This is a genomic window from Pseudomonas nicosulfuronedens, from assembly GCF_005877905.1.
GTDB classification, from domain to species: Bacteria; Pseudomonadota; Gammaproteobacteria; order Pseudomonadales; family Pseudomonadaceae; genus Pseudomonas; species Pseudomonas nicosulfuronedens.
In genome coordinates, this window is record NZ_SWDV01000041.1 from 25,118 (window position 1) to 51,021 (window position 25,904).

General features: G+C 64.2%; 25 protein-coding genes. All 25 read right to left on the bottom strand.

The features are described from left to right. Window positions 1-1,173 carry an NADH:flavin oxidoreductase gene (locus FAS41_RS25405; protein ID WP_138526121.1) on the bottom strand — a complete coding sequence of 391 codons (1,173 nt, stop codon included), beginning with the start codon at window positions 1,171-1,173 and terminating at the stop codon, window positions 1-3. After that, entirely contained in the window at window positions 1,170-1,769 is a 600-nt protein-coding gene (locus tag FAS41_RS25410; RefSeq protein WP_138526122.1) for a nuclear transport factor 2 family protein, read from the bottom strand. The genes FAS41_RS25405 and FAS41_RS25410 overlap by 4 nt, the downstream gene beginning before the upstream one ends. Next, entirely contained in the window at window positions 1,766-2,587 is an 822-nt protein-coding gene (locus tag FAS41_RS25415; protein ID WP_138526123.1) for an SDR family NAD(P)-dependent oxidoreductase, read from the bottom strand. The genes FAS41_RS25410 and FAS41_RS25415 overlap by 4 nt, the downstream gene beginning before the upstream one ends. A 12-nt stretch (window positions 2,588-2,599) precedes the next feature. Beyond that, window positions 2,600-3,385, bottom strand: coding sequence for an SDR family NAD(P)-dependent oxidoreductase (locus FAS41_RS25420; protein WP_138526124.1), 786 nt, complete (start codon window positions 3,383-3,385; stop codon window positions 2,600-2,602). After that, window positions 3,382-4,095 carry an SDR family oxidoreductase gene (locus FAS41_RS25425; protein ID WP_138526125.1) on the bottom strand — a complete coding sequence of 238 codons (714 nt, stop codon included), beginning with the start codon at window positions 4,093-4,095 and terminating at the stop codon, window positions 3,382-3,384. Before FAS41_RS25425 ends, FAS41_RS25420 begins: the two co-directional genes overlap by 4 nt. 178 nt (window positions 4,096-4,273) lie before the next feature. Further along, window positions 4,274-5,353 carry a phosphotransferase family protein gene (locus FAS41_RS25430; protein ID WP_138526126.1) on the bottom strand — a complete coding sequence of 360 codons (1,080 nt, stop codon included), beginning with the start codon at window positions 5,351-5,353 and terminating at the stop codon, window positions 4,274-4,276. Window positions 5,354-5,405: 52 nt separating this feature from the next. Next, a complete protein-coding gene (locus FAS41_RS25435) occupies window positions 5,406-6,416 on the bottom strand; it encodes a zinc-dependent alcohol dehydrogenase family protein (RefSeq protein WP_138526127.1) in 1,011 nt (336 codons plus the stop codon). Between the two features lie 15 nt (window positions 6,417-6,431). Then, the gene (locus FAS41_RS25440) at window positions 6,432-6,977 is read right to left on the bottom strand and encodes a nuclear transport factor 2 family protein (RefSeq protein ID WP_138526128.1); all 546 of its coding nucleotides are present in this window, start codon (window positions 6,975-6,977) and stop codon (window positions 6,432-6,434) included. A 47-nt stretch (window positions 6,978-7,024) separates the two neighbouring features. Continuing rightward, a complete protein-coding gene (locus tag FAS41_RS25445) occupies window positions 7,025-8,146 on the bottom strand; it encodes an acyl-CoA dehydrogenase family protein (RefSeq protein ID WP_138526129.1) in 1,122 nt (373 codons plus the stop codon). Between the two features lie 10 nt (window positions 8,147-8,156). Continuing rightward, entirely contained in the window at window positions 8,157-9,380 is a 1,224-nt protein-coding gene (locus FAS41_RS25450; RefSeq protein WP_138526130.1) for an acyl-CoA dehydrogenase family protein, read from the bottom strand. 76 nt (window positions 9,381-9,456) lie between these two features. After that, on the bottom strand, window positions 9,457-10,992 hold the full coding sequence (locus tag FAS41_RS25455; RefSeq protein ID WP_138526131.1) for a class I adenylate-forming enzyme family protein: 1,536 nt from the start codon (window positions 10,990-10,992) through the stop codon (window positions 9,457-9,459). 49 nt (window positions 10,993-11,041) lie between these two features. Next, window positions 11,042-11,362 (bottom strand): DUF4286 family protein, encoded by a 321-nt coding sequence (locus tag FAS41_RS25460; protein ID WP_138526132.1) that lies wholly within the window; start codon window positions 11,360-11,362, stop codon window positions 11,042-11,044. A 3-nt stretch (window positions 11,363-11,365) separates the two neighbouring features. Then, entirely contained in the window at window positions 11,366-12,175 is an 810-nt protein-coding gene (locus FAS41_RS25465) for a 2-oxo acid dehydrogenase subunit E2 (protein WP_138526133.1), read from the bottom strand. A gap of 26 nt (window positions 12,176-12,201) precedes the next feature. Further along, window positions 12,202-12,432 (bottom strand): biotin/lipoyl-containing protein, encoded by a 231-nt coding sequence (locus FAS41_RS25470; RefSeq protein WP_138526134.1) that lies wholly within the window; start codon window positions 12,430-12,432, stop codon window positions 12,202-12,204. Between the two features lie 25 nt (window positions 12,433-12,457). Next, the gene (locus FAS41_RS25475) at window positions 12,458-13,447 is read right to left on the bottom strand and encodes an alpha-ketoacid dehydrogenase subunit beta (RefSeq protein ID WP_138526135.1); all 990 of its coding nucleotides are present in this window, start codon (window positions 13,445-13,447) and stop codon (window positions 12,458-12,460) included. Then, a complete protein-coding gene (locus FAS41_RS25480; RefSeq protein ID WP_138526136.1) occupies window positions 13,444-14,427 on the bottom strand; it encodes a thiamine pyrophosphate-dependent dehydrogenase E1 component subunit alpha in 984 nt (327 codons plus the stop codon). Before FAS41_RS25480 ends, FAS41_RS25475 begins: the two co-directional genes overlap by 4 nt. Before the next feature lie 44 nt (window positions 14,428-14,471). Then, a complete protein-coding gene (locus FAS41_RS25485; RefSeq protein WP_218939127.1) occupies window positions 14,472-16,178 on the bottom strand; it encodes an FAD-binding protein in 1,707 nt (568 codons plus the stop codon). Beyond that, window positions 16,178-17,536: an aromatic ring-hydroxylating oxygenase subunit alpha gene (locus FAS41_RS25490; RefSeq protein ID WP_138526138.1), complete on the bottom strand. Its 1,359-nt coding sequence runs from the start codon at window positions 17,534-17,536 to the stop codon at window positions 16,178-16,180. The genes FAS41_RS25485 and FAS41_RS25490 overlap by 1 nt, the downstream gene beginning before the upstream one ends. Window positions 17,537-17,727: 191 nt before the next feature. Continuing rightward, a complete protein-coding gene (locus FAS41_RS25495) occupies window positions 17,728-19,260 on the bottom strand; it encodes a long-chain-fatty-acid--CoA ligase (protein ID WP_138526139.1) in 1,533 nt (510 codons plus the stop codon). Window positions 19,261-19,295: 35 nt separating this feature from the next. After that, on the bottom strand, window positions 19,296-20,078 hold the full coding sequence (locus tag FAS41_RS25500) for a glucose 1-dehydrogenase (RefSeq protein ID WP_138526140.1): 783 nt from the start codon (window positions 20,076-20,078) through the stop codon (window positions 19,296-19,298). Between the two features lie 123 nt (window positions 20,079-20,201). Then, window positions 20,202-21,131 (bottom strand): electron transfer flavoprotein subunit alpha/FixB family protein, encoded by a 930-nt coding sequence (locus FAS41_RS25505; RefSeq protein WP_138526141.1) that lies wholly within the window; start codon window positions 21,129-21,131, stop codon window positions 20,202-20,204. Between the two features lies 1 nt (window position 21,132). Beyond that, window positions 21,133-21,882: an electron transfer flavoprotein subunit beta/FixA family protein gene (locus tag FAS41_RS25510; RefSeq protein WP_138526142.1), complete on the bottom strand. Its 750-nt coding sequence runs from the start codon at window positions 21,880-21,882 to the stop codon at window positions 21,133-21,135. Between the two features lie 120 nt (window positions 21,883-22,002). Then, the gene (locus FAS41_RS25515; RefSeq protein ID WP_138526143.1) at window positions 22,003-23,211 is read right to left on the bottom strand and encodes an ABC transporter substrate-binding protein; all 1,209 of its coding nucleotides are present in this window, start codon (window positions 23,209-23,211) and stop codon (window positions 22,003-22,005) included. Between the two features lie 659 nt (window positions 23,212-23,870). Beyond that, entirely contained in the window at window positions 23,871-24,758 is an 888-nt protein-coding gene (locus tag FAS41_RS25520; RefSeq protein ID WP_171049550.1) for an alpha/beta fold hydrolase, read from the bottom strand. Next, window positions 24,755-25,888, bottom strand: coding sequence for an acyl-CoA dehydrogenase family protein (locus tag FAS41_RS25525; protein WP_138526145.1), 1,134 nt, complete (start codon window positions 25,886-25,888; stop codon window positions 24,755-24,757). Before FAS41_RS25525 ends, FAS41_RS25520 begins: the two co-directional genes overlap by 4 nt. Window positions 25,889-25,904: the final 16 nt, after the last annotated feature.

Below are 25,904 nucleotides of genomic sequence, written 5' to 3' on the forward strand. Positions count from 1 at the left end.
TCAGGTGAGGACTTTCAGGGAGTCGTTGGAGAACGGTTCGAAGGTCTCACCGAGGCGCGCCTTGCGGGTCCAGTCGGGGTCGTGCAGCAACGACCGGCCAACCCCCACCAGGTCGAATTCGCCACGCTGGAAGCGCTCCATAAGCAGGTCCAGGTTGTCGCTGGCGTTGGAGCCTCCCTGCTTGTTGCTGTCGTACATACCGTTACTCAGGCCGACGCCGCCGACAGTCATCGTTAGCCGGCCGGTGATCTTGCGCGCCCAGCCGGCGAGGTTCAGTTGCCCGTCGGCGCCCGGCAGGTCGGCGAATTCCGCGCGGTTGAAATAGCGCACGCTGGCGTCAAAGATGTCCACGCCGGCCTCAGCGATGGGTAGCAGGATTTCCTCAAGCTCGCCGGGCGTCCGGGCCAGCTTGGCCTTGAAGTCCTGCTGCTTCCATTGCGAGAAGCGGAAGAGGATCGGCATGTCCGGGCCCACCGAGCGGCGGATGGCACGCACCACCTCGGCTGCAAAGCGGCTCCGCTCGCGGCGCCCGCCGCCCCAGGCATCGGTACGGCGATTGGTCACGTCCCAGAGAAAGGTGTCGATCAGGTAGCCGTGGGCTCCGTGTATGGCTATCCCATCGAAGCCGCACAGGTGAGCGTGGACGGCGCTACGCGCATAAGCGTCGATGACGTCCTGAATTTCGCTGTCAGCCATCGGCGCAGTTGGCAGCAACTGCTGCTGCACGTATTCCGCAGTGGACGAGGTGAGCCCATCGGCGGGCCCCCAGAGTCCGGAGGGACGCATGGAGGCCGCACCGGGGTTTGGCCCGGTGCCAACCACACGCATTACTCCCTGGTGCCACAGCTGCGGAAAGATCAGCCCGCCGGCCGCGTGCACCTGCTCGACAACATGCCGCCAGCCGGCCAGCGCCCGCTCTCCATGCAGCTGCGGCAGATCGCTCTCGCCGATACCCGCCTCCCCCAGGGCTGCGGGGTGATCGATACCCACACCTTCCGTGATGATCAGCCCGGTCTCGCCGTAGGCGCGGCGACGGTAGTAGCCGGCGACGTCATCCCCGGGCACACCACCGGGGCAGAAATTGCGGGTCATGGGCGCCATGACGATGCGGTTCCTGAGTACCGCAGAACCGATCCGCAGGGGTTCGAACAGGGGCGCTAGCGTTGCATTCATTTCGAGGGTTCCTTCGGCTCGCAGGGCTGGCGGCTGACGCTTGCGCGTTGCTGCGGTGAGGTGCGCGACCAGAATCCCTGCCAGGTCGGGAAGCTGGCCGGCAGGCGCGGTTGGAAGCGCTCGCCGGTGTACTTGCCGGGCCAGTTCTGCCAGTGCGGCGCGCCGGGACGTTGCAGCCAGTCGGTGGAATACCAGTGGCGCTCGTCGCGACGGGCGAAGTACCACTGACCGTCACGGCGCTCGTAGTGGTCGAAGTAACAGATGGCCATCACCACCCAGTGGTCGCCGTCCTCGTGCTCGGCACGGCAGTAAACGGTGCCGGTGGCGTGGTCGGCGTCTTGGAAGTCGAGGGTCTGCCCGCAGATCTGGTGTACGCAGCGATAGAACGCCTGCAACACTGGTTCGGAGGCGTAGTACACCTGCAGGGCTTCGCGCCCGCTCCCCCAGCGACCACAATCAACATCCTCGACGAACAGCGCGGTGAGGCCTTCGAGGTCGCGGGAATCCACGGCCAGTGCGTAACGCGCCGGCAACTGGCCAATGGCAAGCTGTGCCTCAACCCGTTCCATCCGCGCCAATAGTGCCTGGTCGCTCATGCTCCCATCTCCTTCCCCGCCTGGCGGAAGCGCATTTCATCTGCGTAATAGGGCTGATGGGAAAGCAACCCGCCATCGACGTTGATGATCTGCCCGGTGATGAACGCTGCCTCGTCGCTGGCCAGGAAAAGCACCGCGTTGGCGATGTCGTCGACGTTGCCCAGGCGCGGCGTCAGGTGATGTGCAAGCATCATCTCGCCAGCCGGTCCGGCGTAGTTGTCGGCGGTCGCCGGGGTCACGATTAGGCCCGGCGCCAGCGCATTGCAGCGAATGCCCTGCTTTCCGTGCTGAGCGGCGACATAGCGCGTGAGGTTCTCGATGCCGGCCTTAGACACCGCATAGGCGCTGTAACCCAGCGCGCCAGCCTGGGCCGAGCCGGAGCTGGTGTTGATGATCGAGCCACCACCGCGGGGCAGCATCGCTGCGAGCGCGTACTTGCTCGCCAACATGGTGCCGCGCAGGTTGATGCGCAGGGTGTCGTCCCAGACCTGGGTGTCCATGTCCGCGACAGGCGCATCGAGCCGCGACGAGATATGCGTTGCAGCCGCATTATTGAACAGCACGTCGAGGCCCGCGAACAAAGAGACCGTCTGCTCCACCAGCACGCGGATCGACGCCTCGTCTCCCAGGTCGACCGCCAATGCGGCGGCTTGCAGCCCTGCCCCGCGCAACGCAGCTGCCTGCTCCTGGGCGGCGCTGAGATTGATGTCTGCGAGCACCACCCGGGCGCCCTCTTCTGCGAGCCGCCTGGCCGCGGCGAGGCCGATACCGGAGGCCGCGCCGGTTACGATGGCGACCTTGTCTTGTAGACGTTTCATGGCACTTCTTCCTCAGACGGCGGTGTACAGGCCGCCATCGACCTGAATGATCTGCCCGGTGACATAGCCCATTCCTGGTCCGCAGAGCCCGGCGACGGCGCGCCCGACGTCGTCCCGCTCATGGCCCATGCGGCCCAGCGGGAACTTGGCGAGATAAGCCTCGCGCAAGGCGGGTTCAGTGGCGAAGAACGCATCCGCCGCGGCAGTCAGGGCCGCCGGGGAAATCGCGTTGACGGTGATGCCGAAGGGACCCCACTCGCGCGCCAGGGACTTGGTCAGGCCGCGTATACCGCCCTTGATGGCGGCGTAAGCCGGGTTCAGCGCGGCACCGTGCAGGCCGAACGCAGAGCAGAGGAAAATCGCCCGGCCCGCGTCGCTGGCGCGCAACGCTTCAAAAGCGGCGATGGCGCAGTGGTGGGCGCCGGCCAGGTCCACCGCAACCTGCGCGTCCCAATCCTGATCATCGAAGTTCTCCAGTTGCTTGGGATGCCCGGAGGCGCCGTGGGTCGCGTTGTGCACCAGAATGTCCAGTCCGCCGAAGTGCCGAAGCGTGGTGGCCACGGCTTCCTGCAGCGAGGCTAGGACGGTCACATCGACTTCCAGCGCCAGCGCCTCGCCGCCTTCGGCGCGAATCAACCCGGCGGTTTCCTCGCCGGTCGCGCCGCGGCGTGCGGCGATCACAACTTTCGCACCCATCTCAGCCATTGCCAGGGCGATACCCCGGCCCACGCCGCCGCCGGCGCCAGTTACCAGGGCGACACGCCCGACCAGGGTTTGTGCTTGCGTGATCTGCTTCATGGCACCATCCAGAAACCGCCGTCGACGGGAATAGAGGCGCCGGTGAATGCATGGGCGCCGATCAGCAGGGCGAGGCTTTCGAGCACCCCGGTAGCGAGGTCGGGGGTGTAGCCGAGCGCCGGTACGGGCGTGCCCATCTCCGGGCTCTGGGCGAGCATGCCGGCGCCCAGTTCGCTGGCGAACACTTGGGAATCGACACCCAGCCAGTTCAACTGGATACCCTGTCCGCCCCATTGCCGGGCAGCGGACTTCATCAGGCCGCGCTGCCCTTCACTGAGCACGGAAAGTGCCGTGAGCCCGGCTGCACCGGTCAGCGCCAGGTTCGGACCGACCAGAACGATGCGCGCCGGGCGCCCGCCCAGGGTCCGCCAGGCGGCCTGCAGGCAATGGCGGGTGGTACGCAATGGGTCCAGGCAGGCGCTCTGCCATTCCCCGACCGAAAGAGACACCAGCGGTCGCGGCTGGCGGTTGAGCGAACTGCCGACCGCGAGAACCAGCGCGTCGAGCCCGCCGAGTTCGCGCAGCGCGGCATCGAAGGCCGACTGGATGGTCGAGAGGCTGAGGAAGTCGCCCTCGGAGGCCAGTTGGCGGCACTCGGCGCCCTGGCCCTGCATTCCCGCGCAGAGCCCTTCCAGCGCCCAGCAGCCAGGCGTGGCGATTAGCACACGACGGCCGGCGAGCGATGGCGCCATGCATTCTTTCCCGGTCATACGCCCCTCCTCTTGTTTTTATCGGGGTCCTAGTGGGTCACCTCGCGAATCGATAGCGAAGCAACATTCATTTATACAAACATCGTTCATAATAATGTGTCAACCGTGCCGCACCGCTCCGCGCATAGACCGGTCGTTACTGGAAAAAGGGAAAGAGATGGGCCGGGCGCCCACCAAGTCAGCCGAGCAGCGCCGCGAAGGTGCCGTGGTCCAGTGCGGCCATGGCGAATCGCGGCACTACCGCGCAGTTGTTCACCTCGGCCTGGAATTCGACCGGGTTAACCAGCCAGAAGTACAGGCCGTCGAGAATCTGCCGGCGGAATGCCTCGTAGGCTTCCTCGAAGCTCGGTGGACGCTCCACGCCATGTAGACGCAAGCGTTCCAGGTAGTAGCCGAGCAAGGCCATGTCCCAACGTTTACGATCGGCAATGTCGAGCGCCGAAACCATGAAGTAGGTGACGTCGTGCGACCAGTGCCCCTTGCAGAAAGACTGCCAGTCGAGCGTCCCAGGGCGACCGTCGGCGTCGCTGTAGAGGTTGCCCAAGTGGTAGTCACCATGCAGGAAGCAGTGAGGTTCGGCGCGCCCGAACGCGCTCAGGGCTAGCAACGCCGCCTGCATGCGTTCGCGATCGAGCATGTGCCGTGGCACGGTGACCCCGCGCGGCAGGCGGATGTACTCGGCCCAGACCTCGGGCTGCAGCTGGCCCCAGTGATAGGCGCCGGCTTCTCCGGGAGGCAGCGCCTCCCAGATCGGCAGATCTCCCAGCAAGCCGCCCGGGCGAAGTTCGGGGCTGTCCCACCAGCGCGCTTGGTAGCGGGCGATGATGTCGAGGTGCGCCGCGGCCTGGGCGAAGTCCAGTGGATCCTGCACGCGGCAGAAGCGCACCCCGCGCAGGTCGAGATCCTCGAGGAGGACGATATGTTGCCGGGCCTCGGGATCGTCGCCGGTGAAGAGCGCTTGTGGCGCGTTCAGGCCGAGCAACGGTTGCAGGTCGCGGTAGAAGCGGGCCTCCAGTTCGTAGCAGCGCTCCATCAGCGCGCGGTGCTCGGCGAAACCGCCCTTCACGTACAGCGCGTCGGGCAAGCCATGGGCTCGGCCCCGGTCGTTATACTGCAGCTCGACGCGCACCTTGGTCCCGGTGCCCCAGAGCACCTTGTCGACGCGGCTGGCGGTGACACGGGTGCCCGGATAACGCTGGTCGAGCGCATCGCTCAACCAGTCCGACGTAATGTCTTCGATGCGCACCGGAAGCCGCATGTTCTCCCTCCTTGTGGAATGCCCGTCCCAGGCGGCCACGGGCTAGACTCGGTCAATCTATGGCGACCACCAACTTTCCGAAGTGACGACCCGCCCGCAGCGCCTGGAAGGCATGGGGTACCTCGTCGAAGCGGAACACCTGCTCGATGACCGGGCGCAGGCGATGTACCTCAATGGCGCGGCACATCTGCTCGAACTGCTCACGGCTACCGACGCGGATGCTGTGCAGGGAAAGCCCCCGATAGAAGAAGGCCTCGCTCAGCTTCGGGCCGCCGCTCAATAGGCCGACCAGACTGATTCGTCCGCCAACCCGAGTGGCCTGAACCGATTGCTCTACGGTGCCGCCGCCGCCCACTTCGACAGCCAGGTCGACGCCCTCGCCCGCGGTATGTTGCAGGACCGCCAGGTACCATTTCGGCTGTTTCCGGTAGTCGATAACTTCGTCCGCGCCCAGCGCACGCAACCGCGCCAGGCGTTCGGCGCTGGAGGATAGGGCGATGACCCGCGCGCCGAACAGCCGGGCCAGTTGTAGGGCGAATACCGACACACCGCCGCCGCCCTGGGTGAGCACGCTCTGCCCCGGCGACAGGCCAGGACCTGCGGTAAGCGCGGCCCACGCGGTGAGCGCTGCGCACGGCAGCGTAGCGGCTTCCTCGAAGGACAGGTGATCGGGGATCCTCACCAGCTCTTCCTGGCTCACACAGGCGAATTCGCACAGAGTACCGTCGACCGAGCCACCACGCCCCAGCACGTCCCGCCCGACCGGCATCTCGCCGCTGATCCAGTGCGGATGGAAGGTCAACATCACCCGCTCACCCACGGCGGTGCGCGTCACGCCGGTGCCGACCGCCACGACCTCACCTGCTCCATCGGAACAGGGAATCAGCTGCGGTTTGCACAACGCGCTGTATTGTCCTGCCAAGATCAGCAGCTCGCGAAAGTTCAGCGACGCGGCGCGCAAGCGCACCAGCACCTGTCCCGGACCGGGAGCGCCAGGTACCGTCAGTTCGCGCAGCGCCAAGCCATCGACATCGCCGTAGCGATCGATCACATATGCCCGCATGGAAAACTCCCGAGGTCAGGGACGACGTGCGCGCAATGGACGCTGATAGGACACGTCCTGGCGATCGCGGCTGCTGTGCGCATTGCCCATCTGGACCTTGCGGAATACGTCCGGCAGATCCGTCGGGGTGATCTCGTTGACCGACTCAGTGACGCATACGCGCTCGGCGATGGCCCAGCGCCCGGCGCGCTTCTCGAAGCGGTCGATGTAGCGGCCGACCGCCAGACTGTCGGGCTTGCTGCGGTTCTCGCCGAAGAACAGCCAGTAGGTTTCGGCGTGCGCTTGGTCGCCGTCCAGCTCGACGCTGTGATTGAAGATCATGTGGTGGTGCGACAGTTGGTATTCGTTGTGATAGCCCAGCGCCCACTCGACGAAGTCGTCGCGCCCCCCACAGAAGCTGCCATGGTCGTCGATGGCGTCTTCGTGGTAAACGCTGCGCAGCATCTCCCGGTCGAAACGGTCCACCGCGCGGCAGTAACGGGTGACGCAGTCGAGGATATCCTGACGGTCGAGCAAAGCCTGGATGCGGTCCTGCGGAACATTGTTCTTGTTGTCGTTCATGCGAGGCTCCTGGGGTTAGCCGCGCCGCCAGGCGGCGCGGTGTCGGTTCAATAACCGGCGGCGAAGCGCGCCAGGTGGAAGTCGATGTCGCCGAACTGCTTTTCCAGCAACGTCATCAGGCGGAAGTAGTGCCCGACCGGATACTCCTCGGTCATGCCGATGCCGCCGTGCAACTGCACCCCCTGAGCACAGACGAAGCGCCCGGACTTTCCGGCCGCCGCTTTGGCAGCGGAAATCGCCTTGCTCCGCTCGGGCGCCGGTTTGTCCAGGTAAGCCATGCCACGGTAGAGGATCGAGCGAGTGTGCTGGGCCTCGACGAACATCTCCGCCATACGGTGCTGTAGCGCCTGGAACTTACCGATGGGCTGTCCGAACTGGTTGCGTGTCTTGATGTATTCCTGGGTCATGTCCATGACCCCCTGCATGACGCCGAGGGTCTGCGCGACCACCGCAAGTGCGGCGCGATCATGGGCCTCCTCGAGAATCGCCTGACTATGCGAAGGTTCGATAAGCAGAGCGGCGTCCGCCAGCTCGACCTTGGAGAAGCGCACATCGGCGGCCCGCGATCCGTCGACCAGGATGTACTCGTTGAGCTCCACGCCGGGAGCGTCACGGTCGACGATGAACACTGCAGGGTGGCTGCAATCCTCGAAACGTGCGGTCACCAGCAGCTTGTCCGCGGACGGGGCGTTGAACACCAGGGTCTTGACGCCGCTGAGCTGGAAGCCCTGCGCAGTCCTGCGGGCGATGGTATCTTCCGCGCAACCGACGCTGAAGCGCGAGCCGCATTCGGAATCGGCCAAGGCCAGCAGCAGGCGACCCTCGATCAGCGCGGGCAGCAGGTCGTTACGATGGTAGTCGGAGCCGCTGCGGTCGACGATCCGCGCGCATAGCACCGCGCTACTGACGAAGGGTTCGAGCACCATGCCGCGACCGAAGGACTCAAGCACCAGCGAGGTCTCGACGAAGGAACAATCCAGCCCACCGACATCTTCCGGCAAAGTAAGCGCCAGCCAGCCCAGGTCGGCGAACTGCTGCCAGTGCGCGCGACTGAAGCCTTCGCCACTGCCGGCCTGGTGCCGACGCTCTTCGAAGGCGTAATCCTCGCGGATGTATCGCTCAACGCCATCGCGCAGCATTAGTTGCTCTTCGGAAAGGTTGAAATCCATAGGGCAGTCCTCAGAGTCCGAATGCCAGTTTGGCGATGATGTTCTTCTGCACTTCGCGGGCGCCGCCATAGATGGTCGCGGCACGTTGGAAGAAATACATGTTGTTACGGCCCGGCGCGTAGGCCGGCCACAGGTCGTCCCACTCGCTGGGTTGTGGCGCGTGCGCCGCGCGACCTGGGCCGTGGTCGTAGAAGCGCAGCGAGCGTGGGCCGAGGGCGTCAACCTGGAGTTCGGTCACCCGTTGCTGCAGCTCCGAACCACGCACCTTGAGCGTGGATACCACGGCATCGAGGTTGTCGCGGAACGACTCCTGAGCCAGAACGCGCAGGACCGACCACTCCAGCGCCAGGATATCGGCCTCAATCTCCGCCACTCGGCGGGCGAATGCCGGGGTCTCCAGCAGCGGTACGCCATCCAGAGTCTCGGCGCGGGCGATGGCCTTTGCCTTTTCCAGCTCGCGTTTATTGAAGTAGATGAAAGCGCTGGAGGTACGCTCCTTCTCCAACAGGTACTTGGCGTAGGTCCAGCCCATACCGGGTTCGCCCACCAGGTTTTCCTTCGGTACCCGGACGTTCTCCAGGAACACCTCCGCCAGGCCATCGCCGCCATCGATGGAAACGATTGGGCGCACGGTGATACCCGGGCTCTTCATGTCGATGAGCAGGAAGGAGATACCGCGCTGCGGCTTTACCGTCGAGTCGGTGCGAACCAGGAAGAAGCCCCAGTCAGCGATCTTGGCGTCGCTGGTCCAGATTTTCTGGCCGTTGACGACGTAGTGGGTGCCCGCATCGTCCAGCTCGGCGCGGGTCTTCAGGCTGGCGAGATCGGACCCGGAGTTGGGCTCGGAGAACCCCTGGCACCAGAACACGTCGCCGGACAGCAGCGGCGGCAGGAAGGTCTCCTGCTGCCACTGGTTGCCGAAGGCGATCACCACGGGCGCCATCATGTGCGTGCCTTGCCAGCCGTAGTCTAGGCCGTCGGCGTTGACCAGTTCCTCGAGGAAGATGTGTTTGCGCAGGGGCGACCAGTCGGTGCCGCCGAATTTCTTGGGCCAATGCGGCGCGCCCCAGCCGCGCTCGTGCAGGATCTTCTGCCACTTGCGCAACACATCGCGAGGCACCGGATGGGCGCCCTCGAAACCGTAGTGCGCCACTTCAGCAGTGACGTGCTCGCGGAAGAACTGCCGGACTTCCTGGCGGAACGCCTCGTCCTCCGGGCTGAACTCAAAATGCATGGTGCTACCTCCTCATCTCGCCTCGAGGGCGCCAGGGCAGGCCCGGCGTCCATTCAGTAATCTTGGAAATCCGGATTCAGGCGGCGCGCTCACGTTCACGCAGCGCCACCTTGTTGATCTTGCCGGTGGCCATGCGCGGCAGTTCGGCGACGAACTCGATCACCTTCGGGCACTTGTAGCTGGCCAGTACCGTCTTGCAGTGGGCTATGAGATCGGCCTCGCCGAGGCTAGCGCCGAGGGCCAGGACAACCACCGCCTTCACCGATTCGCCCCACTTCGGATCGGCGATACCGATCACAGCCGACTCCAGCACCTGTGGGTGCAGTTCCAGGGCCACCTCGACCTCGCGGCTGTAGATGTTCTCGCCGCCGGAAATGATCATGTCCTTCTTGCGATCAACCAGGTACAGGTAGCCCTCGGTGTCGCGATACCCCATGTCGCCGGTGTGGTACCAGCCGTCACGCAGTGCCTCGACGGTGGCCACCGAGTTATTCCAATAGCTGCTGAGCTGGGTTTCCGAGCGCAGCACCACCTCGCCGGGGGTACCGTCCGTGCATTCGTTGCCCTGCTCGTCAAGGATGCGTAGCTCAATGCCGGGGCATGGCACGCCGACCGACTCGAGGCGATGGACCTCATTCGGCGTGCCAAATGGGTTGACTTCGTGTCGCGGCAGCACGCAGGCGTTGCTTTCGGTCATGCCGTACTGGATCGAGAAGATCGGGCCGAGGACGTCGAAGGCGCGCTTGAGCAGCGGGGTAGGAATCGGCGCGGCCGCAGTCACCACGTGCACCAGGCTGGCGAGGCGATAGTCGCCGATGTCCGCAACGTCCAGCACCGCTTGCAGCATGGCGGCGACCATGAAGGTAAAGGTGACCTTCTCTTCCTGCACCGCCTGCAATACCGCGCGGGGGTCGAAGCCCTGGTGGATGACGGTAGAACCGCCGACCCAAGCGGCCGAATTGACGAAGCCAATGCCGCCAATGTGGAACGCCGGGGTGGTCTGCAGGACACGCGTGGCGCCACTGAAATCGCTCATCAGCGCGCAGCTGTCGGCGGTTCGACACATGGCGTGGTGCGTACGCACCACGCCCTTGGGCCGCCCCGTTGTGCCACTCGTGTACATCAGGTAGGCGAAGTCCTCAGGCAGCGAACGGATCGGCGGCCCAGCGGTGTCGCCTTCGGCCATAGCCTGTTCGAAGGGTACTGCCCACTCCGGGGTGGCGCCGATGCACAGATAGCGTTCGATGCCCGGAAGCTCGCCGCGCAACTGTTCCACCACGGCGGCGTACTGCGCCTCGAAGACCAGGGTCTTGGGCGCCGCGTCCTGGAGGATGTAGAGGATTTCCCGCGGGGCCAGACGGAAATTGACGGTCGCCGCGATGAATCCCGCCCATTCGCAGGCACGATAGGTTTCGTAATACTCAACGCAGTTCATCGCCAGGATCGCCACACGGTCCTGGCGGCGCAGGCCTTGCCGGTACAAGTAGGCGGAGAGCCGACGCGCCCGCTCCGCCAGTTCGCCGTTGCTCACCCGTCGCGAGGCGGAAGTGAACGCATTGCCGGCAGGGAAAAAGCGAGCATTGCGCTCGATCATTTCACCGAGAGTCTTCATCGATTTTCCGTCATTGTTATCGGTCTGTTGTTGAACGGATAGCGCGACGCTATGGCTCGCTCGCGGGCAGCCAGAGGCTGGCAGACACGCTCCCAAGATCCAGCGCCGGGCTGATCAGCAGAGCCGCGCTGTCGACTTTGGCCCGCAGCCGCTTCAGCGCCGCTACCGGGTCGCGGCCTACCACTTCGTACATCGCCAGGTAACGTGTACCGTCCGGCCCCTCGCCGGCGGCGCTGCGAAATCGTTGAGCCGCGACGAACCCCGGGGTCGCCAGCACATCCTTCAGGTGACGGCGGTCGTACCAGGCGTCAAACTCCGCCTCCCGACCCGGCACAGGATTGCTGAACACTAGGTAGCGACTGCGCGCCATTGGCTAGCCCTCCAGCGCCTCAACGGTGCCCAGCAGCTCCGCCAACCTGGCGGTAAATCGGGCCGCGTCGGCGCCATTGATGACGCGATGGTCATAGCTCAGCGACAGGGGCAGGACCTGACGCCAGTCGATTCCATCGTCCGCGCCGCGGCGCGGCTTCTCTTGGGTACGGGTAACACCCAGGATGGCCACTTCGGGAGCATTGACGATGGGCGTGAAGCCGGTACCGCCAAAACTGCCCAGCGAGCTGATGGTGAAGCAGCCGCCAGACATTTCGGCCATCGACAGCCCCTTGTCCCGAGCCTTCAGCGAAATGGCCTGCAGTTCAGCGGCCAGCTCGGCGACGCTCTTGCGGTCACAGTCACGCAGCACGGGCACGAGTAGGCCAAAACGAGTGTCGACGGCCACACCGATATGGAAGTACTTCTTCAGCACCAGGTTCTTGCCACTGCCATCGAGCGAGGCATTGAACTGCGGGAAAGCCTTAAGTGCTTCCACCACCGCTTTGATCAGGTACGGCAGCAGGGTCAGCTTGACCGCCTCGCCTGCCGCATTGCGCGCCTTGCGCTGATGCTCCAGCGCAGTGATGTCGGCATCGTCCTGGTGGGTGACATGGGGAATCATCACCCAGTTGCGCGACATGTATTGAGCTGTGAGTTTCTGCACCCGCGACAACGGGCGCGACTCGACTTCACCGAATTCGCTGAAGTCCACTTGCGGCCAGACCGGCAGGTCGCTGCCGAAGGTCGTCGGCGGCTGCGCTGCAGCTGTGGGCTTGGCATTACCGGCACTCACGGGAACATCGGCGCTCATGGGTATTTCCTCTACCGCAACGCGGCTCAGATGATCTCGGCCAGCACGGTGCCGACTTCGTAGGTCTCGCCCGCCTGGGCGATGATCTTCAGCGTGCCGCTGGCCGGCGCCTCGATCTCCTGCATCGACTTGTCGCTCTCCAGGGCATAGAGCACCTGTCCCTCCTCCACCTGGCCGCCGTCGGCGACCAACCATTCGGCTAGGGTGCCTTCATTCATCGAAAAGCCCAGTTTGGGCAGCAGGACTTGAGTACTCATGGGTTTTTCCTTGAACGATTAGGTATCACTTGAGAGTGGTGCGTACGGCGCTTTCGATCTGTTCCGCGCCTGGAACGTGAGCGTCCTCCAGCGGCTTGGAGAACGGCACCGGCGCATAGTTGGCGCCGACACGCTGTACCGGTGCCTTGAGCTGGCCATAGAGCGACTCATAGATGAGCGAGGAGATCTCGGCGCCGACGCCGAAGGGTTTCACCGCTTCGTGGACGATCACGGCGCGGCCGGTCTTGCCCACGGAGGCAAGGATGCAGTCGGTGTCCAGCGGCGAGATGGTGCGCAGGTCGATGACCTCCACCGAGACGCCCTCGGCGGCCAGCTTCTCTGCCACCGCACAGCAGTCCAGCACGCGGCGGCTGTAGCTGATCAGGGTGACGTCAGTGCCCTCGCGGACCACGTTGGCCTTGCCCAGCGGAATCTTCACGCCGCGCTCGGGGGCGGCACCGGGGTTCCAGTAGGTCGGCATGTTCTCGATGAACAGCACCGGATCGTCGTCCTCGATGGCAGACAACATCAGGCCATAGGCGTCAGCCGGGCTGGACGGCGCCACCACCTTGATCCCGGCGGTATGCGCGAACCAGGCCTCTAGATAGTCGGCATGCTGGCCGCCGGTGCCGAAACCGGCACCGGTCATGGTGCGGATGACCATCGGCACATGGGTCTGGCCGCCGGACATGAAGCGCAGCTTTGCGGCATGGTTGATGATCATGTCCATCGCCACGGTGGTGAAGTTCATCAGCATGATCTCGGCCACCGGACGCATGCCGACGATGGCCGCGCCGATGGCGGCGCCGATGATTGCCTGCTCGGAAATCGGCGTGGAGCGCACGCGCGCATCGCCGTACTTGCCGGACAGGCCGCGGGTGACGCCGACGATGCCACCCTCCTCCTTGTCGCCGACGTCCTCACCCAGCACGATGACGTTCGGATCGGCTGCCATGGCGTCGTCGAGCGCCAGGTTGATCGCCTGAATACTGTTGAGCTTGGCTGCTTGGTTCATACGCTCACCTCATCCTTGAAGACGTCACGCTTGAGTTCGGCGACATCCGGGTAGGGGCTGTTCAGGGTGAATTCCAGGGCCTCGTCGATTTCGCCCTCGATGTCGCTTTCCAGGGTCGCCAGCTCCTCTTCGCTGGCGTTGCCGGTGGCGATAAGCCAGGCGCGATACAACGGCACCGGGTCCTTGGCCATCCAGGCGTCCTTCTCGCCCTTGTCCATGTAAGCATCGGCGTCACCGAACACATGGCCATGGAAGCGGAAGGTCTTGGCCTCGATCAGGGTCGGACCCTGGCCGGCGCGAGCACGCTCCACCGCCTCGCGGGCGGTGTGGTACATGGCCACGGGATCGTTACCGTCGACGGTTACCCCAGGCATGGCGTAGGCCACCGCGCGCTGGGCAACGTTGGGCACGGAGGTGCCGTAGGCGTACTTGGTGTGTTCGGCGTAGCCGTTGTTCTGGCAGACGAAGATCACCGGCAGCTTCCACACAGAGGCCATGTTCAACGCCTCATGGAAGGCACCGATGTTGCTCGCGCCATCGCCGAAGTAGGCCACCGCGACGCGTTTCTCGCCACGGATCTGGGCGGCCAGCGCCAGCCCGTTGGCGATCGGCATCGAGCTGCCGACGATGCCGGTGGTGACCATGACGCCGGTGGCCGGGTGGGTCACGTGCATCGGCCCACCTTTACCTTTGCAGGTGCCGGTCACCCGGCCACCGAACTCAGCCCAAAGGTCCTTGAGCGGGATACCCTTGGCAATCATGTCGTGCACGCCACGATAAATGGTGCAGATGTAGTCCTCGTCGGACAGGCACGCCGAGACGGCCGAAGGAATCACCTCCTGGCCCCGAGGGGAGTAGTAGGGCATGACCAACTTGCCGGACTTCAGCACGGCGCGGAAACGCTCGTCGTTCTGCTTGATCCGGGTCATGCGCCGGTAGATGCCGACCAGGACGTCGCGGTCTGGAATTGCGGCTGTCATCTTGTTGTTCTCCGTATGAGCCAAAACGCGGGGGGCGTGCGCCCTTACCAGATCTTGTGGTGCCCGGCCGAATGCTGGGCGGCGATGTAACCGAAGATGAAGGAGGCGGCGATGCTGGTGCCTGCCCCCGGGTAGCAGCGCCCGGTGACGCCGGCGGTAGCGTTGCCGGTGGCGTACAGGCCGGGGATGCAGCTACCGTCTTCGCGCAGGACCCGGGCGTATTCGTCGGTGACCAGGCCACCGGCGGTGCCCACATCACCGGGATACATGCGCACGGCGTAGAACGGGCCTTCCTCGATGCTGCCGAGGTTGGGGTTCGGGCTTACAGTGGGGTCGCCATGACAGCGGTCGAAGGCGCGGGAGCCGCGACCGAAGTCCTGATCCACGCCGCTGGTGCAGAAACCGTTGAAGCGCTCCACCGTGTCGAGCAGGCCGGCACGGTCGATACCGCACATGCTCGCCAGCTGCTCCAGGGAGTCGGCCTTAATCATGTAGCCGCTTTCCAGCCACTGCTTGGGCACTTGCCCGGGCATTGCGGTGCCCCAGGGGTAGTACTTGCGCTGGCGGCTGTCCATCACCACCCAGCTGGGCACCGCTTTGCCGGTTTCCGCCTGGCGCCGGTACATGCGCTGGCCAATCTCCATATAGGAGCCGGCCTCATCGCAGAAGCGCTGGCCATCCTGGTCGACCATGATCGAGTACGGCAGCGATAGATCGAGGTGGTGCATGAACGGCAATGGCTCGCCCTTCGCGGTGCGGGCACCCTCGGGCAGGGTCTCGTTGGGCCCCAGAGAGGTGACCACCCACCACGCCTCGTCCATGCAATCCACGGCGGCGCCCAGTGCCATTGCGGCCTGGATAACCTCGCCGGTATCGCCTGGGTTTGCGTTGGTCCATTGCGCGGACGACGGTTGTGGCTGGTAGCGCTTGCGCATCTCAGCGTTGCGCGAGAAACCGCCGGTATTGATCAGAACGCCGTCCAGCGCCTGAACCCGTACCTGCCGCCCGTTATGCCGCACGACAACGCCGCTCACTCGACCGTCTTCGACCACCAGCTCCTCGACCGGCGTCGAGGTCCAGATCGGAAGCTTCTCGCGCAAGGCGATCTGCAACATACGCCCCTGGATCGCCGCACCACCGCCGAGAATCTCCTTGCCGCTGAGCTTCTGCCGAAGCATGCGAATGCCCAGTTGCATCGCCTTCAGCTTGCCGGCCCAGGTACGTTTCATCAGGAACAACGTGGGAAACTCGTTGGAGTTGGCCGGGATGGCCGGGCCCTGGTAGCGCGACAGACGTCCCGCCCACTCCCCCAGTTCGCGCACGTTGAACAGTTTCGCCACCAGCGACCGGCCGCGCGGTTGGCCACCAGGCCGGTCGTCGTAATAGTCGGCCCAACCGTCGGCGTACTCGAAGGCCATGCCCGCGCGTTCGAGGAAATCCACCATCAGCGGGCCAGTGCGCAGGAACGCTTCGCGGCGCTGCGGGTTCGTGGACGGCCCCTCGTAGGTCACGGTGCTCTGCAGGTACTGCTGGGCCTTCTCGTAGGAGTCATCAACGCCATGGCGCTTCATCACCGGGTTGTTGGGCACCCACCAGACGCCGCCGGAATAGCCGGTGGAACCACCGACTTTGTCGAGTTTCTCGACGATCAGGGCGCGCTTGCCCAACTCCTTGGCCTTGAGCGCGGCACACATGGAGCCGCCGCCACTACCGACGATCACCAGGTCGAAGCTTTCGTCCCATTGACTCATCACTTGGACTCCGCGCCGTAGAGGTATTCGTTGAGCTCACGGTGGAAGTTGGAGATCGCCGACTCCTGCAGCGGGCTTGTCCTGGCGCCTGCGAAGCCGCGGGACTTCATGCCCTGCTGCACCTGCCCCATGTTATTGAAGTCCTGGCTGAGGATCAGGCCGAAGTTCTCCACGGTGTTGGTCTTCCAGTCGTCGACCCCGTGGTAGAACTCGCGGTTGAGCTTCGGCTCCTGGCCCGGCGCGTAACGCTTCAGCGACCAGATGTCATAGATGCAAGAATCGGGGTTGTCGCCATCCGGGCGCGCGCGATAGAACAGCGCGCCGTCCGGGTAGAGCAGGAACACCAGGTTAGGGAACACGTGCCAGTCGGTGCCGGCGCGACCCATCTGCTCAAACGAGATGTCCGGCCAGCCGGCACCTTCCTTGATGGCGGCCTCGCGCTGGAACTCCATGGCCTTGCTCAGCACCAGGAATTGGTCCTGGGTCGGCTCGACCTCGGTCAGCAGGCGCTTGGTGGCCTCGTTGTCTCGGTCGGTGAAGATCGCTTTGAGCTGGTCTTCCATGATCTGGTAGAACTTCACGAGCCCCGGGCGGATGTCGTCCGGAATCGGCTTGCCGGTGCGCGGCGACGGTGTGCCGGGCAGGCGAGTAGCGGTGGGATAGCCGAACATGCCGTGCTTGCCGAAGGCGAAGCTGCGGGTGACGTCGTCACCCTGGGTATCGAGGATCTGCGGGTGGGTCGCTGCGACGTGGTAACCCTCGTTGAAGGCTTCCAGGGCGACTTTCCAATTGCACGGCAGGCGCACCGACTTGTACCAGCGGTAGCGCATCTTCTCGAACTCGAAGCAGTCGGTGATTTCCGGCACCGGGGCGAGGTACTGGGCCAGTGGCTCAGCCTTGGGATCCATGTTGATGAAGACGAAACCGCCCCAGGTGTCCACCAGCACTTCCTTGAGCGCCAGCTCTTCGCGGCTCATGTTCGGGCAGCCGGCCCAGTCGTCCTCGTCGAGTACCCGCAGCACGCTGCCGTCGAGGTTCCACTGCCAGCCGTGGTAGTTGCAATGGAACTTGGTGGCATGGCCACAGCCGCTGGTGAGGCGCCGCCCACGGTGCTGGCAGACGTTGTAGTAGGCCTTGATCCGATCGCCGGTCAGGCGGGTGATGATGATCGACTCGTCGATCACGTCGAAGGTCACGTAATCTCCGACGTTGGGAATCTCCTCGAGGCGGCAGGCAACTTGCCAGACCTTCGGCCACATCCGCTCCTTTTCGAGTTGCACATAGTCCTTGGAAATGTAGCCATCGCGCGGAACGAAATCCGGCCGTACAGCTTGCGGTGCCGATTCTCGAGCAGTCATCTGGAACCTCCTGCATCGGCAGCCCACGGGGCTTGCCTACTGCCTTCTTATTTTTGTAGAGAAGGGCAGCTGCGCTGCCCTACAATATTCTGAACGACGTTCAAGACTATAAACGCGCGTCGGTTCTACTGTCAACGCACTGAAAGCACCCTGAAGTCAGGCCGAAAAGCCCTGGCTTGAGGGATCGAGAATCAGCTCCGGTACTGCTGGCGCAGGGCGATCTTGCTGATTTTTCCGCTGGGCAGGCGCGGCAGTTCCGCTACGAACTCGATGCTGGTGGGGCGCTTGTAGCGAGCGATACGGGTACCGCAGAATTCAATCAGTTCATCAGCCGGTAGCGTTGCGCCACCCTTGAGCACCACTACCGCCTTGACGGTTTCCCCCCACTTCTCGTGGGGCACGCCGATGACGGCGGCGTCCTGCACCTGCGGGTGGTGCATGAGCGCCTGCTCGACCTCCTGGCAATAGATATTCTCGCCGCCGGAAATGATCATGTCCTTCTTGCGATCGACCAGGAACAGGAAGTCCTGGTCGTCGCGCCAGGCCATGTCGCCGGTACGCAACCAACCGTCTCGCAGGGTTTCCAGGGTGGCGACGCTGTTATTCCAGTAGAAAGCCATGTTGGCCGGCGAGCGGATCCAGATCTCCCCGGCGGTGCCATTCGGGCAATCCTGGCCGTGCTCGTCAACTATGCGAATCTCACAGAACGTCATCGGCTGGCCGATGGATCCCAGTCGACGCACCTCCTCCTCACTGCCCTGCAGCTTATGCAAATGCCTCGGCAATACCGTTCCGGTGGTTTCGGTCATGCCCCAGGAGTTGACGAAGATCTGCCCGAGCAACTCCACCCCGCGCTGCAATACTGCCACCGGCATGGGCGCGGCAGCGTAGAGGATGGTCTCCAGGCTGGATAGGTCGTAGTCACGGATGTCCGCAAGGTCGAGTACCTGCTGAACGATGGTCGGCGCCATGTGCACGGTGACGATTCGCTCGTGCTCGATGGTGCGCAATACCTCGCGAGCGTCGAACTTACGGTGCAGTACCACGCAGCCGGCATGCCAGAATTCGGAGAGCATCATCGACAGCCCTCCGGCATGGAACATCGGCATCATTACCAGCACTCTGCCGTTGGTGCGCATGTCCATGGTCGCAGACTGGTTCTGTGCCAGAGCAAGATCGCCGCGCTGGCTGCGCGCCGCGCCCTTAGGACGGCCGGTGGTACCGCTGGTGTAGATCAGGTGGACGATGTCGTCGGGAGTCGCGCGCAAGGGCGCGCCCTGTGGGTCACCGCCGGCGAGCGCGTTGTCGTAGGGCTCGGCCCAGGCCGGGCACTCGCCGATGCACAGGTAGTGCTCGACTGATGGCAGGCTGCCGCGCAGTGACTCGATCACCTCGGCGTACTGGGCCTCGAACACCAGCACCCGGGGAGCGCTGTCCTGCAGGATGAACTCGATTTCCGGCGCCGCCAGGCGGAAGTTCACCGTGGCGCAGATGAAGCCCGAGAGATGGCAGGCGGTGTAGACGTCAAAGTATTCATTGCAGTTCATCGCCAAGATCGCCACCCGATCCTGGTGACGCATTCCGCGCTGATGCAATGCCGAGGACAGGCGCTGCGCGCGCTCGTGCAACTGGCGGTAAGTGATACGACGGTCTTCGTAGACCACCGCTTCCTGGTCGGGGAACAGACGGGCGTTGCGCTCCAGCAACTCACCGAGTGTATTCATGGCAGGGCTTTCTCCTGAGGGATAGTAGGCGCGGATCAGGCAACCGGGATCGGCAGGCAGAGCACTTCGGACACACCGCCATCGACCATCAGGGCGTGACCATTGACGTAGCTGCTGGCGTTGGAAGCGAGGAATATCGCCGCGCCCTGAAGCTCCTCCGGGTCACCCCAGCGCCCCAGCGAAATATGGCTGCGCACGCACTCCCAGAGCGCCGGGTTGGCGGCAACCGGTTCAGCCATGTCGGTCTGGAAATAGCCCGGGCAGATCGCGTTGCAGCGCACGCCGTGCTGTCCGAGTTCGCCAGCCAGGGACTTGGTCAGGCCGACCACGCCGTGCTTGCTGGCCACATAGGCCTGAAGCTTCTCCCGGCCAACGCGGGCAACGTAGGAGCCGACATTGATGATCGAGCCACTGCCCTGCCGGAGCATAGGCCGGGCCGCTTCGCGGGCCAGCAGGTAATTGGCGGTCAGGTTGATATCGAGGGTCTTGCGCCAGTCGTCCAGGCTGGACTCCAGCAATGGCTGCCAGAGGCAGATACCGGCGTTGTTTAGCAGGACGTCGAGCCGGCCGTGGCGGTTGACGATATCGGGGATCGCCGCGATCACCGCGCCTTCGTCGGCAAGGTCGAAGGCCTGGATATCGGCCGCTCCGCCCTGTTGGCGAATTTCTTCGGCGACCTCTAACAATCGCTGCCGATCGCGCGCCGCCAGCACAACCGTGGCACCGGCGGCGGCAAGCCCCAGAGCCATCGACCGTCCGAGCCCACGGGAAGCACCGGTCACCAGCGCAACCTTGCCCTGCAGAGAGAACAGCTGCATAAGCCCATTACCCCTCATTTATTGTTGTTCTGGGTCGTACCGTACGGGTGCGCTGCCGCTAGAAGGCGGCGCGCATGGAGTCGGCGAGAGCCGTGGCAGCGCCTGCCGCGGCTCTCGCAAGCATCAGCCGAGGCTTCCGCTCATCTGCGGCACCGCCTCGAAGAGGTCGGCAACTAGGCCATAGTCGGCAACCTGGAAGATTGGTGCCTCCGGGTCCTTGTTGATCGCCACTATCACTTTGGAATCCTTCATCCCAGCCAGATGCTGGATGGCCCCGGAAATCCCGACGGCGAGGTACAGCTCCGGCGCGACAATCTTGCCGGTCTGGCCTACCTGGTAATCGTTAGGCATGAAACCGGCGTCAACCGCCGCGCGGGAGGCGCCCACCGCGCCACCGAGCTTGTCGGCCAGACCTTCGAGCAGCACGAAGTTTTCGCCGCTGCCCATACCGCGCCCGCCGGAAACCACCACCCGCGCAGAGGTCAGCTCAGGGCGGGACGAGTGCGTCACTTCCTGGCCGACAAAGCGCACTGCGGGATTGCCCTCCACCGCCGCGATGACCTCAACGGCAGCGCTGCCGCCATCTGCAGCGGCGTCGAAACCGGTGGTGCGCACGGTGACCACCTTGATCGGATCCGGACTCTGGACGGTCGCAAGCGCATTGCCGGCATAGATCGGGCGAACAAAGGTGTCGCTCGACTCCACCGACACCACGTCGGACACTTGCGCACTATCCAGCAGCGCGGCCACACGTGGCATGAAGCTTTTACCGGAGGCGCTGGCGGCGGCCACCACATGGCTGTACTGCCCGGCTATAGCCAGTACCTGCGACGCGAGGTTTTCCGCCGAAGCGTGTGCGTGGGCCGGCGCATCCGCCAGTAGCACCTTGCTCACGCCGAGCAACCGGGCGCCCTGTTCTGCCGCCGCAGCGCAATCGCTGCCAGCCACCAGCAGATGGACTTCCGCACCCATCTGCAGCGCAGCGGTCAATGCGTGGCGGGTCGCCGCCTTCAGCGATGCATTGTCGTGTTCGGCAATTACCAGTACAGCCATCTCAGATCACCTTCGCTTCGTTACGCAGTTTGTCCACCAGAGCCGCGACATCGGCCACCATCACACCACCGCTACGCTTGGGCGGCTCGACTACCTTGAGCGTCTTCAGGCGCGGCGCCAGGTCGACGCCCAACTCACCAGCGGTGAGGACATCCAGGGGTTTCTTCTTGGCCTTCATGATGTTCGGCAGCGAGGCATAGCGCGGCGTGTTCAAGCGCAGATCGGTGGTCACCACAGCCGGCAGCGCCAGATCCAGAGTTTCGAGGCCTCCATCGATCTCGCGGGTGACCTTCACCCGCCCACCGGAGACGTCCACCTGGGAGGCGAACGTGGCCTGCGGCCAGTCCAGCAGGGCGGCGACCATCTGCCCGGTCTGGCAGGCGTCGTCGTCAATGGCCTGCTTACCGAGAATCAGCAAGTCCGGCTGTTCGCGCTTGCACAGGGCGGCCAGCGCCTTGGCCACAGCCAGCGGCTGAACCTCGCCCTCGTCTTGCAGCAGGACGGCTCGATCGCCGCCCAGCGCCAGCGCCGTGCGCAGCACCTCTTGGGCGGCTGCGGGGCCGATGGAGACAACCACCACCTCGCTTGCAATTCCCCCTTCCTTCAGGCGTACTGCTTCCTCGACGGCGATCTCGTCGAAGGGGTTCATCGACATCTTCAGGTTGGTCAGGTCGATGCCGCTGCCGTCCGGCTTGACCCGCGGCTTGGCGTTGTAGTCGATGACCCGTTTGACAGCGACGAGGACTTTCATTGCAACTCCACGATTATCTGAATGTCGTTCATAATTCTGAACTTCGTTCAGATAACTTGTCAACTGCCTGGACGCAGTGCCTCGTCGGCCACCACGCCCGAGCGAACCGGTGAGATGCGTTCAGTCCAGGCTCTCGCGACCCACGCCCCGCTCCTCTTGCCATTCGATTAGTGTGGGCGCAGCCATGTCTCCATCCATGCGATGTACTACCTCGAAGTAGTCCTGCTTGAGCGGGTCCTGCATGATCTCCGCCCGCGGCTTTACCTTAAACACATACAGAGTCTGCAGATTCTGGTGATCGAAGGCGCGCCACTGCTGCTCGCCCTTGAGCAGCCGATAGACATGCCCTTCCAGCGCGGCTATCAGCTTGGCGGGGTCTGCGCTGGAACTACGTCGGGCAGCGTCGGCCCACTGCTGAAGGCTGGCATAGGTCGAGGCCGCCGCGCTCGACGGGTAGGCCTGGTAACGCTGTACAAAGGCGTCAATGAAGGCTTGGCCTGCCTGGCTACCTTCTAGGCGCGGGACCTGCGGGGCCCAGGTGTCGGCGCCAATAACTCCCTCCATGAGCCCGGGGCCGGCCTGTTCGACGATGTCCTGATTGAGATAGGGGACGACTACCTGCATGCGCTGACGCAACCCCAGCTTGTCCACCAGGGGCATGGCCTGGACCAGGTCGTCGCCGTAGAGCATCAGCACCAGAACCTTGGCGTCGCTGCTGGCGGCCTGCTTGAGCGCCGCGCGATAGCTCTGGCCGGAGGCCCGATCGGCCATGGACGCCGCCTCCAGAAAGGCGCCGATATCGGCGTCGGCGTAGGTGTAGCCCGCAGTAACGTAGAAGAACTTCTGGTTGGGGAATTGCTGGTCCAGGTATTCGATCAGCGCTCTGCCCGCCATGCGCGCGCTGCATCCCTCCTGGAACAGGTTGCGCCTTCCCGAGCGCCCGGTGATGTCCGCGGAAGCGGCCTGGGGAACCAAATAGAGCATGCCGCGTCGGGCGGCACTTTCGCCGATGGCCAGCACCTCCTCACTGGAAACCCCGCCAATCACTGTCCGCACATTGGCAGCGGCAAGCGCGTCGACCGCTCGCATGGCCTTATCTTTGCGCCCGCCGGTGTCCAGCGGACGCATCTGCACATTCTTGCCAAGGATGCCGCCCTGGGCATTGATCTCGTCGACAGCCAACAGCGCGGCACGCATCTGCGCCAGGCCCTGTTGCTTGAAGTTTCCCGTCCTGGGGTAGATGAGGCCAACCTCAAGGGCCTCTTCCGCCGGGGCTCGTGTACACAGACAGCAAACCGACAGCAGGACAACGGTAACGAATCTTCGCATCACCCATACCTTTTCTTGTTGTTGTCAGGGTGCCCGGCCCGAATAGCGGCTTCGGCGTGCAGTGCAACCGTCCGTCGCGCCAAGCTGGCGGCCAAGATAGTTGATGCTATTTATATTTGTAAACGTCGTTCAAATTAATCTTGCACTATGGCAAGATCGATCCAGCGCCCCGATGGCCCTCGATGGACCACGCATCCTCGTTGGGCTGGGGCGCAAACGACTCCAATAACACTGCTTTAAGGCAGGTATCCCATGAAAAGAGCACTGATGCTGTCGCTTTTCTTCTTCACACTGGTGGCTGCCGCCAGTACCGTCAACGAGCTCCGCTTGGCCGAGAAACGTGCCCAGTTGCACGATTGTCGACTAGCCCCCTATGGCTGCTTCTCCCCCTCTGTGAGTTTTGCTTCGCTGCGTTGAGCCGCCGCTCCGCGTCCAGTCAGGCTCGCGCTAGCTGGCGCCTGGGATTCAGGGATGTTTGGGGCGCATAGCTCCTCAGGCGATTTCCGCCTTTATCGACCAGCAATGGATAGTCACGCACGTTTAAGCGCCCTACGCCGAGGCATAGAGTTAGCGGTATTGCCCGTGAGTCGTCCCTGAACACTGTGCGCAAAAACGGCCAAAGCCCCCGGAGGGGAGCTTTGGCCGTGAACGCGCTGCAGTCAGAATTCCGCGAGAATTGCCTTCAGAGCTGCTATGAGGGCGACAGGCTGGTCGAGCATGAGGTGATGGTAGCCACCTGGGATCACCACGGGAGCCTTGCCGTTGGGTAGCTGACGCAGCAGTTGATCCATGCGCCGCAAGCGATCGGGTGGCACCACGGTGCTCAACTCACCAGCGATCATCCGCAGCGGAACGCGAATCTGCGCAATCAGCGCCGGCCCGTCCGCTTCCACTTCCGGAGGTGGCAGCTGCGGGTCGAAACACCACGCCCAGCCCTCATCGACTTGGCGAATGGACTTCGCGGCGATATGCCGGCGCGCCCAGTCCAGCGACGGCTGTTCGGGCAGCAGCCGGAAGCGCTGCAGGGCCGACTCGCAGTTGGGGTAGACCTTGCCGCCCAGAGGCCGGTCCGCAGCGATTGGGCGAGCGCTGTCGGAGTAGCGGATCGAGCTGTCCACGATCACAGCCAGTCGTAGCAACTCGGGGATCAGTGTGCAGGCACGCAATACCCGCGAGCCGCCGAAGCTATGCCCCACCAGGGTTGCGCCTTCCAGACCGGCGTGTCGGACCACTGCAGCGATGTCGCCAGCGTAGAGCAATGGCGAATAACTCCGGCGCCAACCGCTCTCTCCCATCCCGCTTAAGTCCAGCGCATAGACTCGGAAGTCGTCGATGAACAGTGGCGCGATGTGGTCCCACCAATGCGCGTGCCCACGGAAGCCGTGGACGAAAACCAACCCCGGCTTACGATAGTCGTCGGGATTCCACGCCAGGTAGTGCACCGGGACTTTGTCCGAATCCGCATAGAACGACTCCGGACGGGTGCGTAGCGCCGCTTGCGCCCAGGCCGGAATTTCCTGCTGCAGCACCCGTTCGCTCTGGCTCACAGCAGCGTACCGTAGCGCTCGACATGATGGTCGCTGTCGCCCCAGGTCATGTCGATGACGGTCAGTCGCTTGAAGTACCAGCCCACTGCCAGTTCGTCGGTCATGCCCATTCCTCCGTGGAGCTGGACAGCCTGTTGACCGATGAAGCGCCCGGCCTTACCGATCAGTGCCTTTGCAGCGGAGACCGCACGCCCGCGCAGGCGCACATCCTCGTTGTCCAGGTTTGCTGCGGCGTAGCAGGTGATGGAACGCGCCTGCTCGACGAAGCCGAGCATTTCCGCCACCCGATGTTGCAGCGCCTGGAAGCTGCCGATGGGCTTACCGAACTGCTTACGGGTCTGCAGGTATTCAACCGTCAGCTCAGTCAATCGGGCCATGCAGCCCACCGCCTCGGCAGACAGTGCGAAGCAGGCGCGGTCGGCCGCCCATTCGAGTTCAGCCAGGGCCAGATTCTCGGCCCCCAGCAGTGCATCGGCCGGCAGGAAGACGTCGCGCAGCTCGACCTCCGCCACACGCTGACCGTCCAATCCCGGGAAGCCGCGCACGCTTACACCCTGGGCCCGAGCGTCGACCAGAAACAGGCTGATGCCATGCCGGTCGTCACGCGCCCCGGCAGTGCGCGCCGATACGATAAACCAGTCTGCAGAATCGCCGTGAGCGACAACGCTCTTGCGGCCATTGAGACGGAAGCCGGCGTCCGCCGGGCGCGCCTCGCACGCCACGTCCCACAGGTCAAAGCGCGCCTGCGGCTCGAGCGCGGCCAGGCTCACGCGGCACTCGCCGCTCGCCACCAGTGGCAACAGCTGCACTTTGGCCGATTCGTCGGCGACCCGCTGCAGCAGCTGCGCAGCCACCAGCGCAGAAGAAAGATAAGGCTCCAGGACCAAACCACGGCCGAATCCTTCCATGACCACCAGGACTTCCTCGGCACCCGCGCCGAGGCCACCGTATTGTTCGTCCAGCGCCAGCGCCAGCAGGCCTGTTTCCGCCAGCGCGGCCCAGTTCTCGGTCGACCAGCCGCGTGGCGTGGCCGCCAGCTTGCGGCGCGCCTCGAAGTCGTACTGCCGCTCGACGAATCGCGCGACCAGATCCGCGAGCATCTGCTGCTCGTCGTTGAGGGAGAAGTCCATCGCGACAACCTCCAGA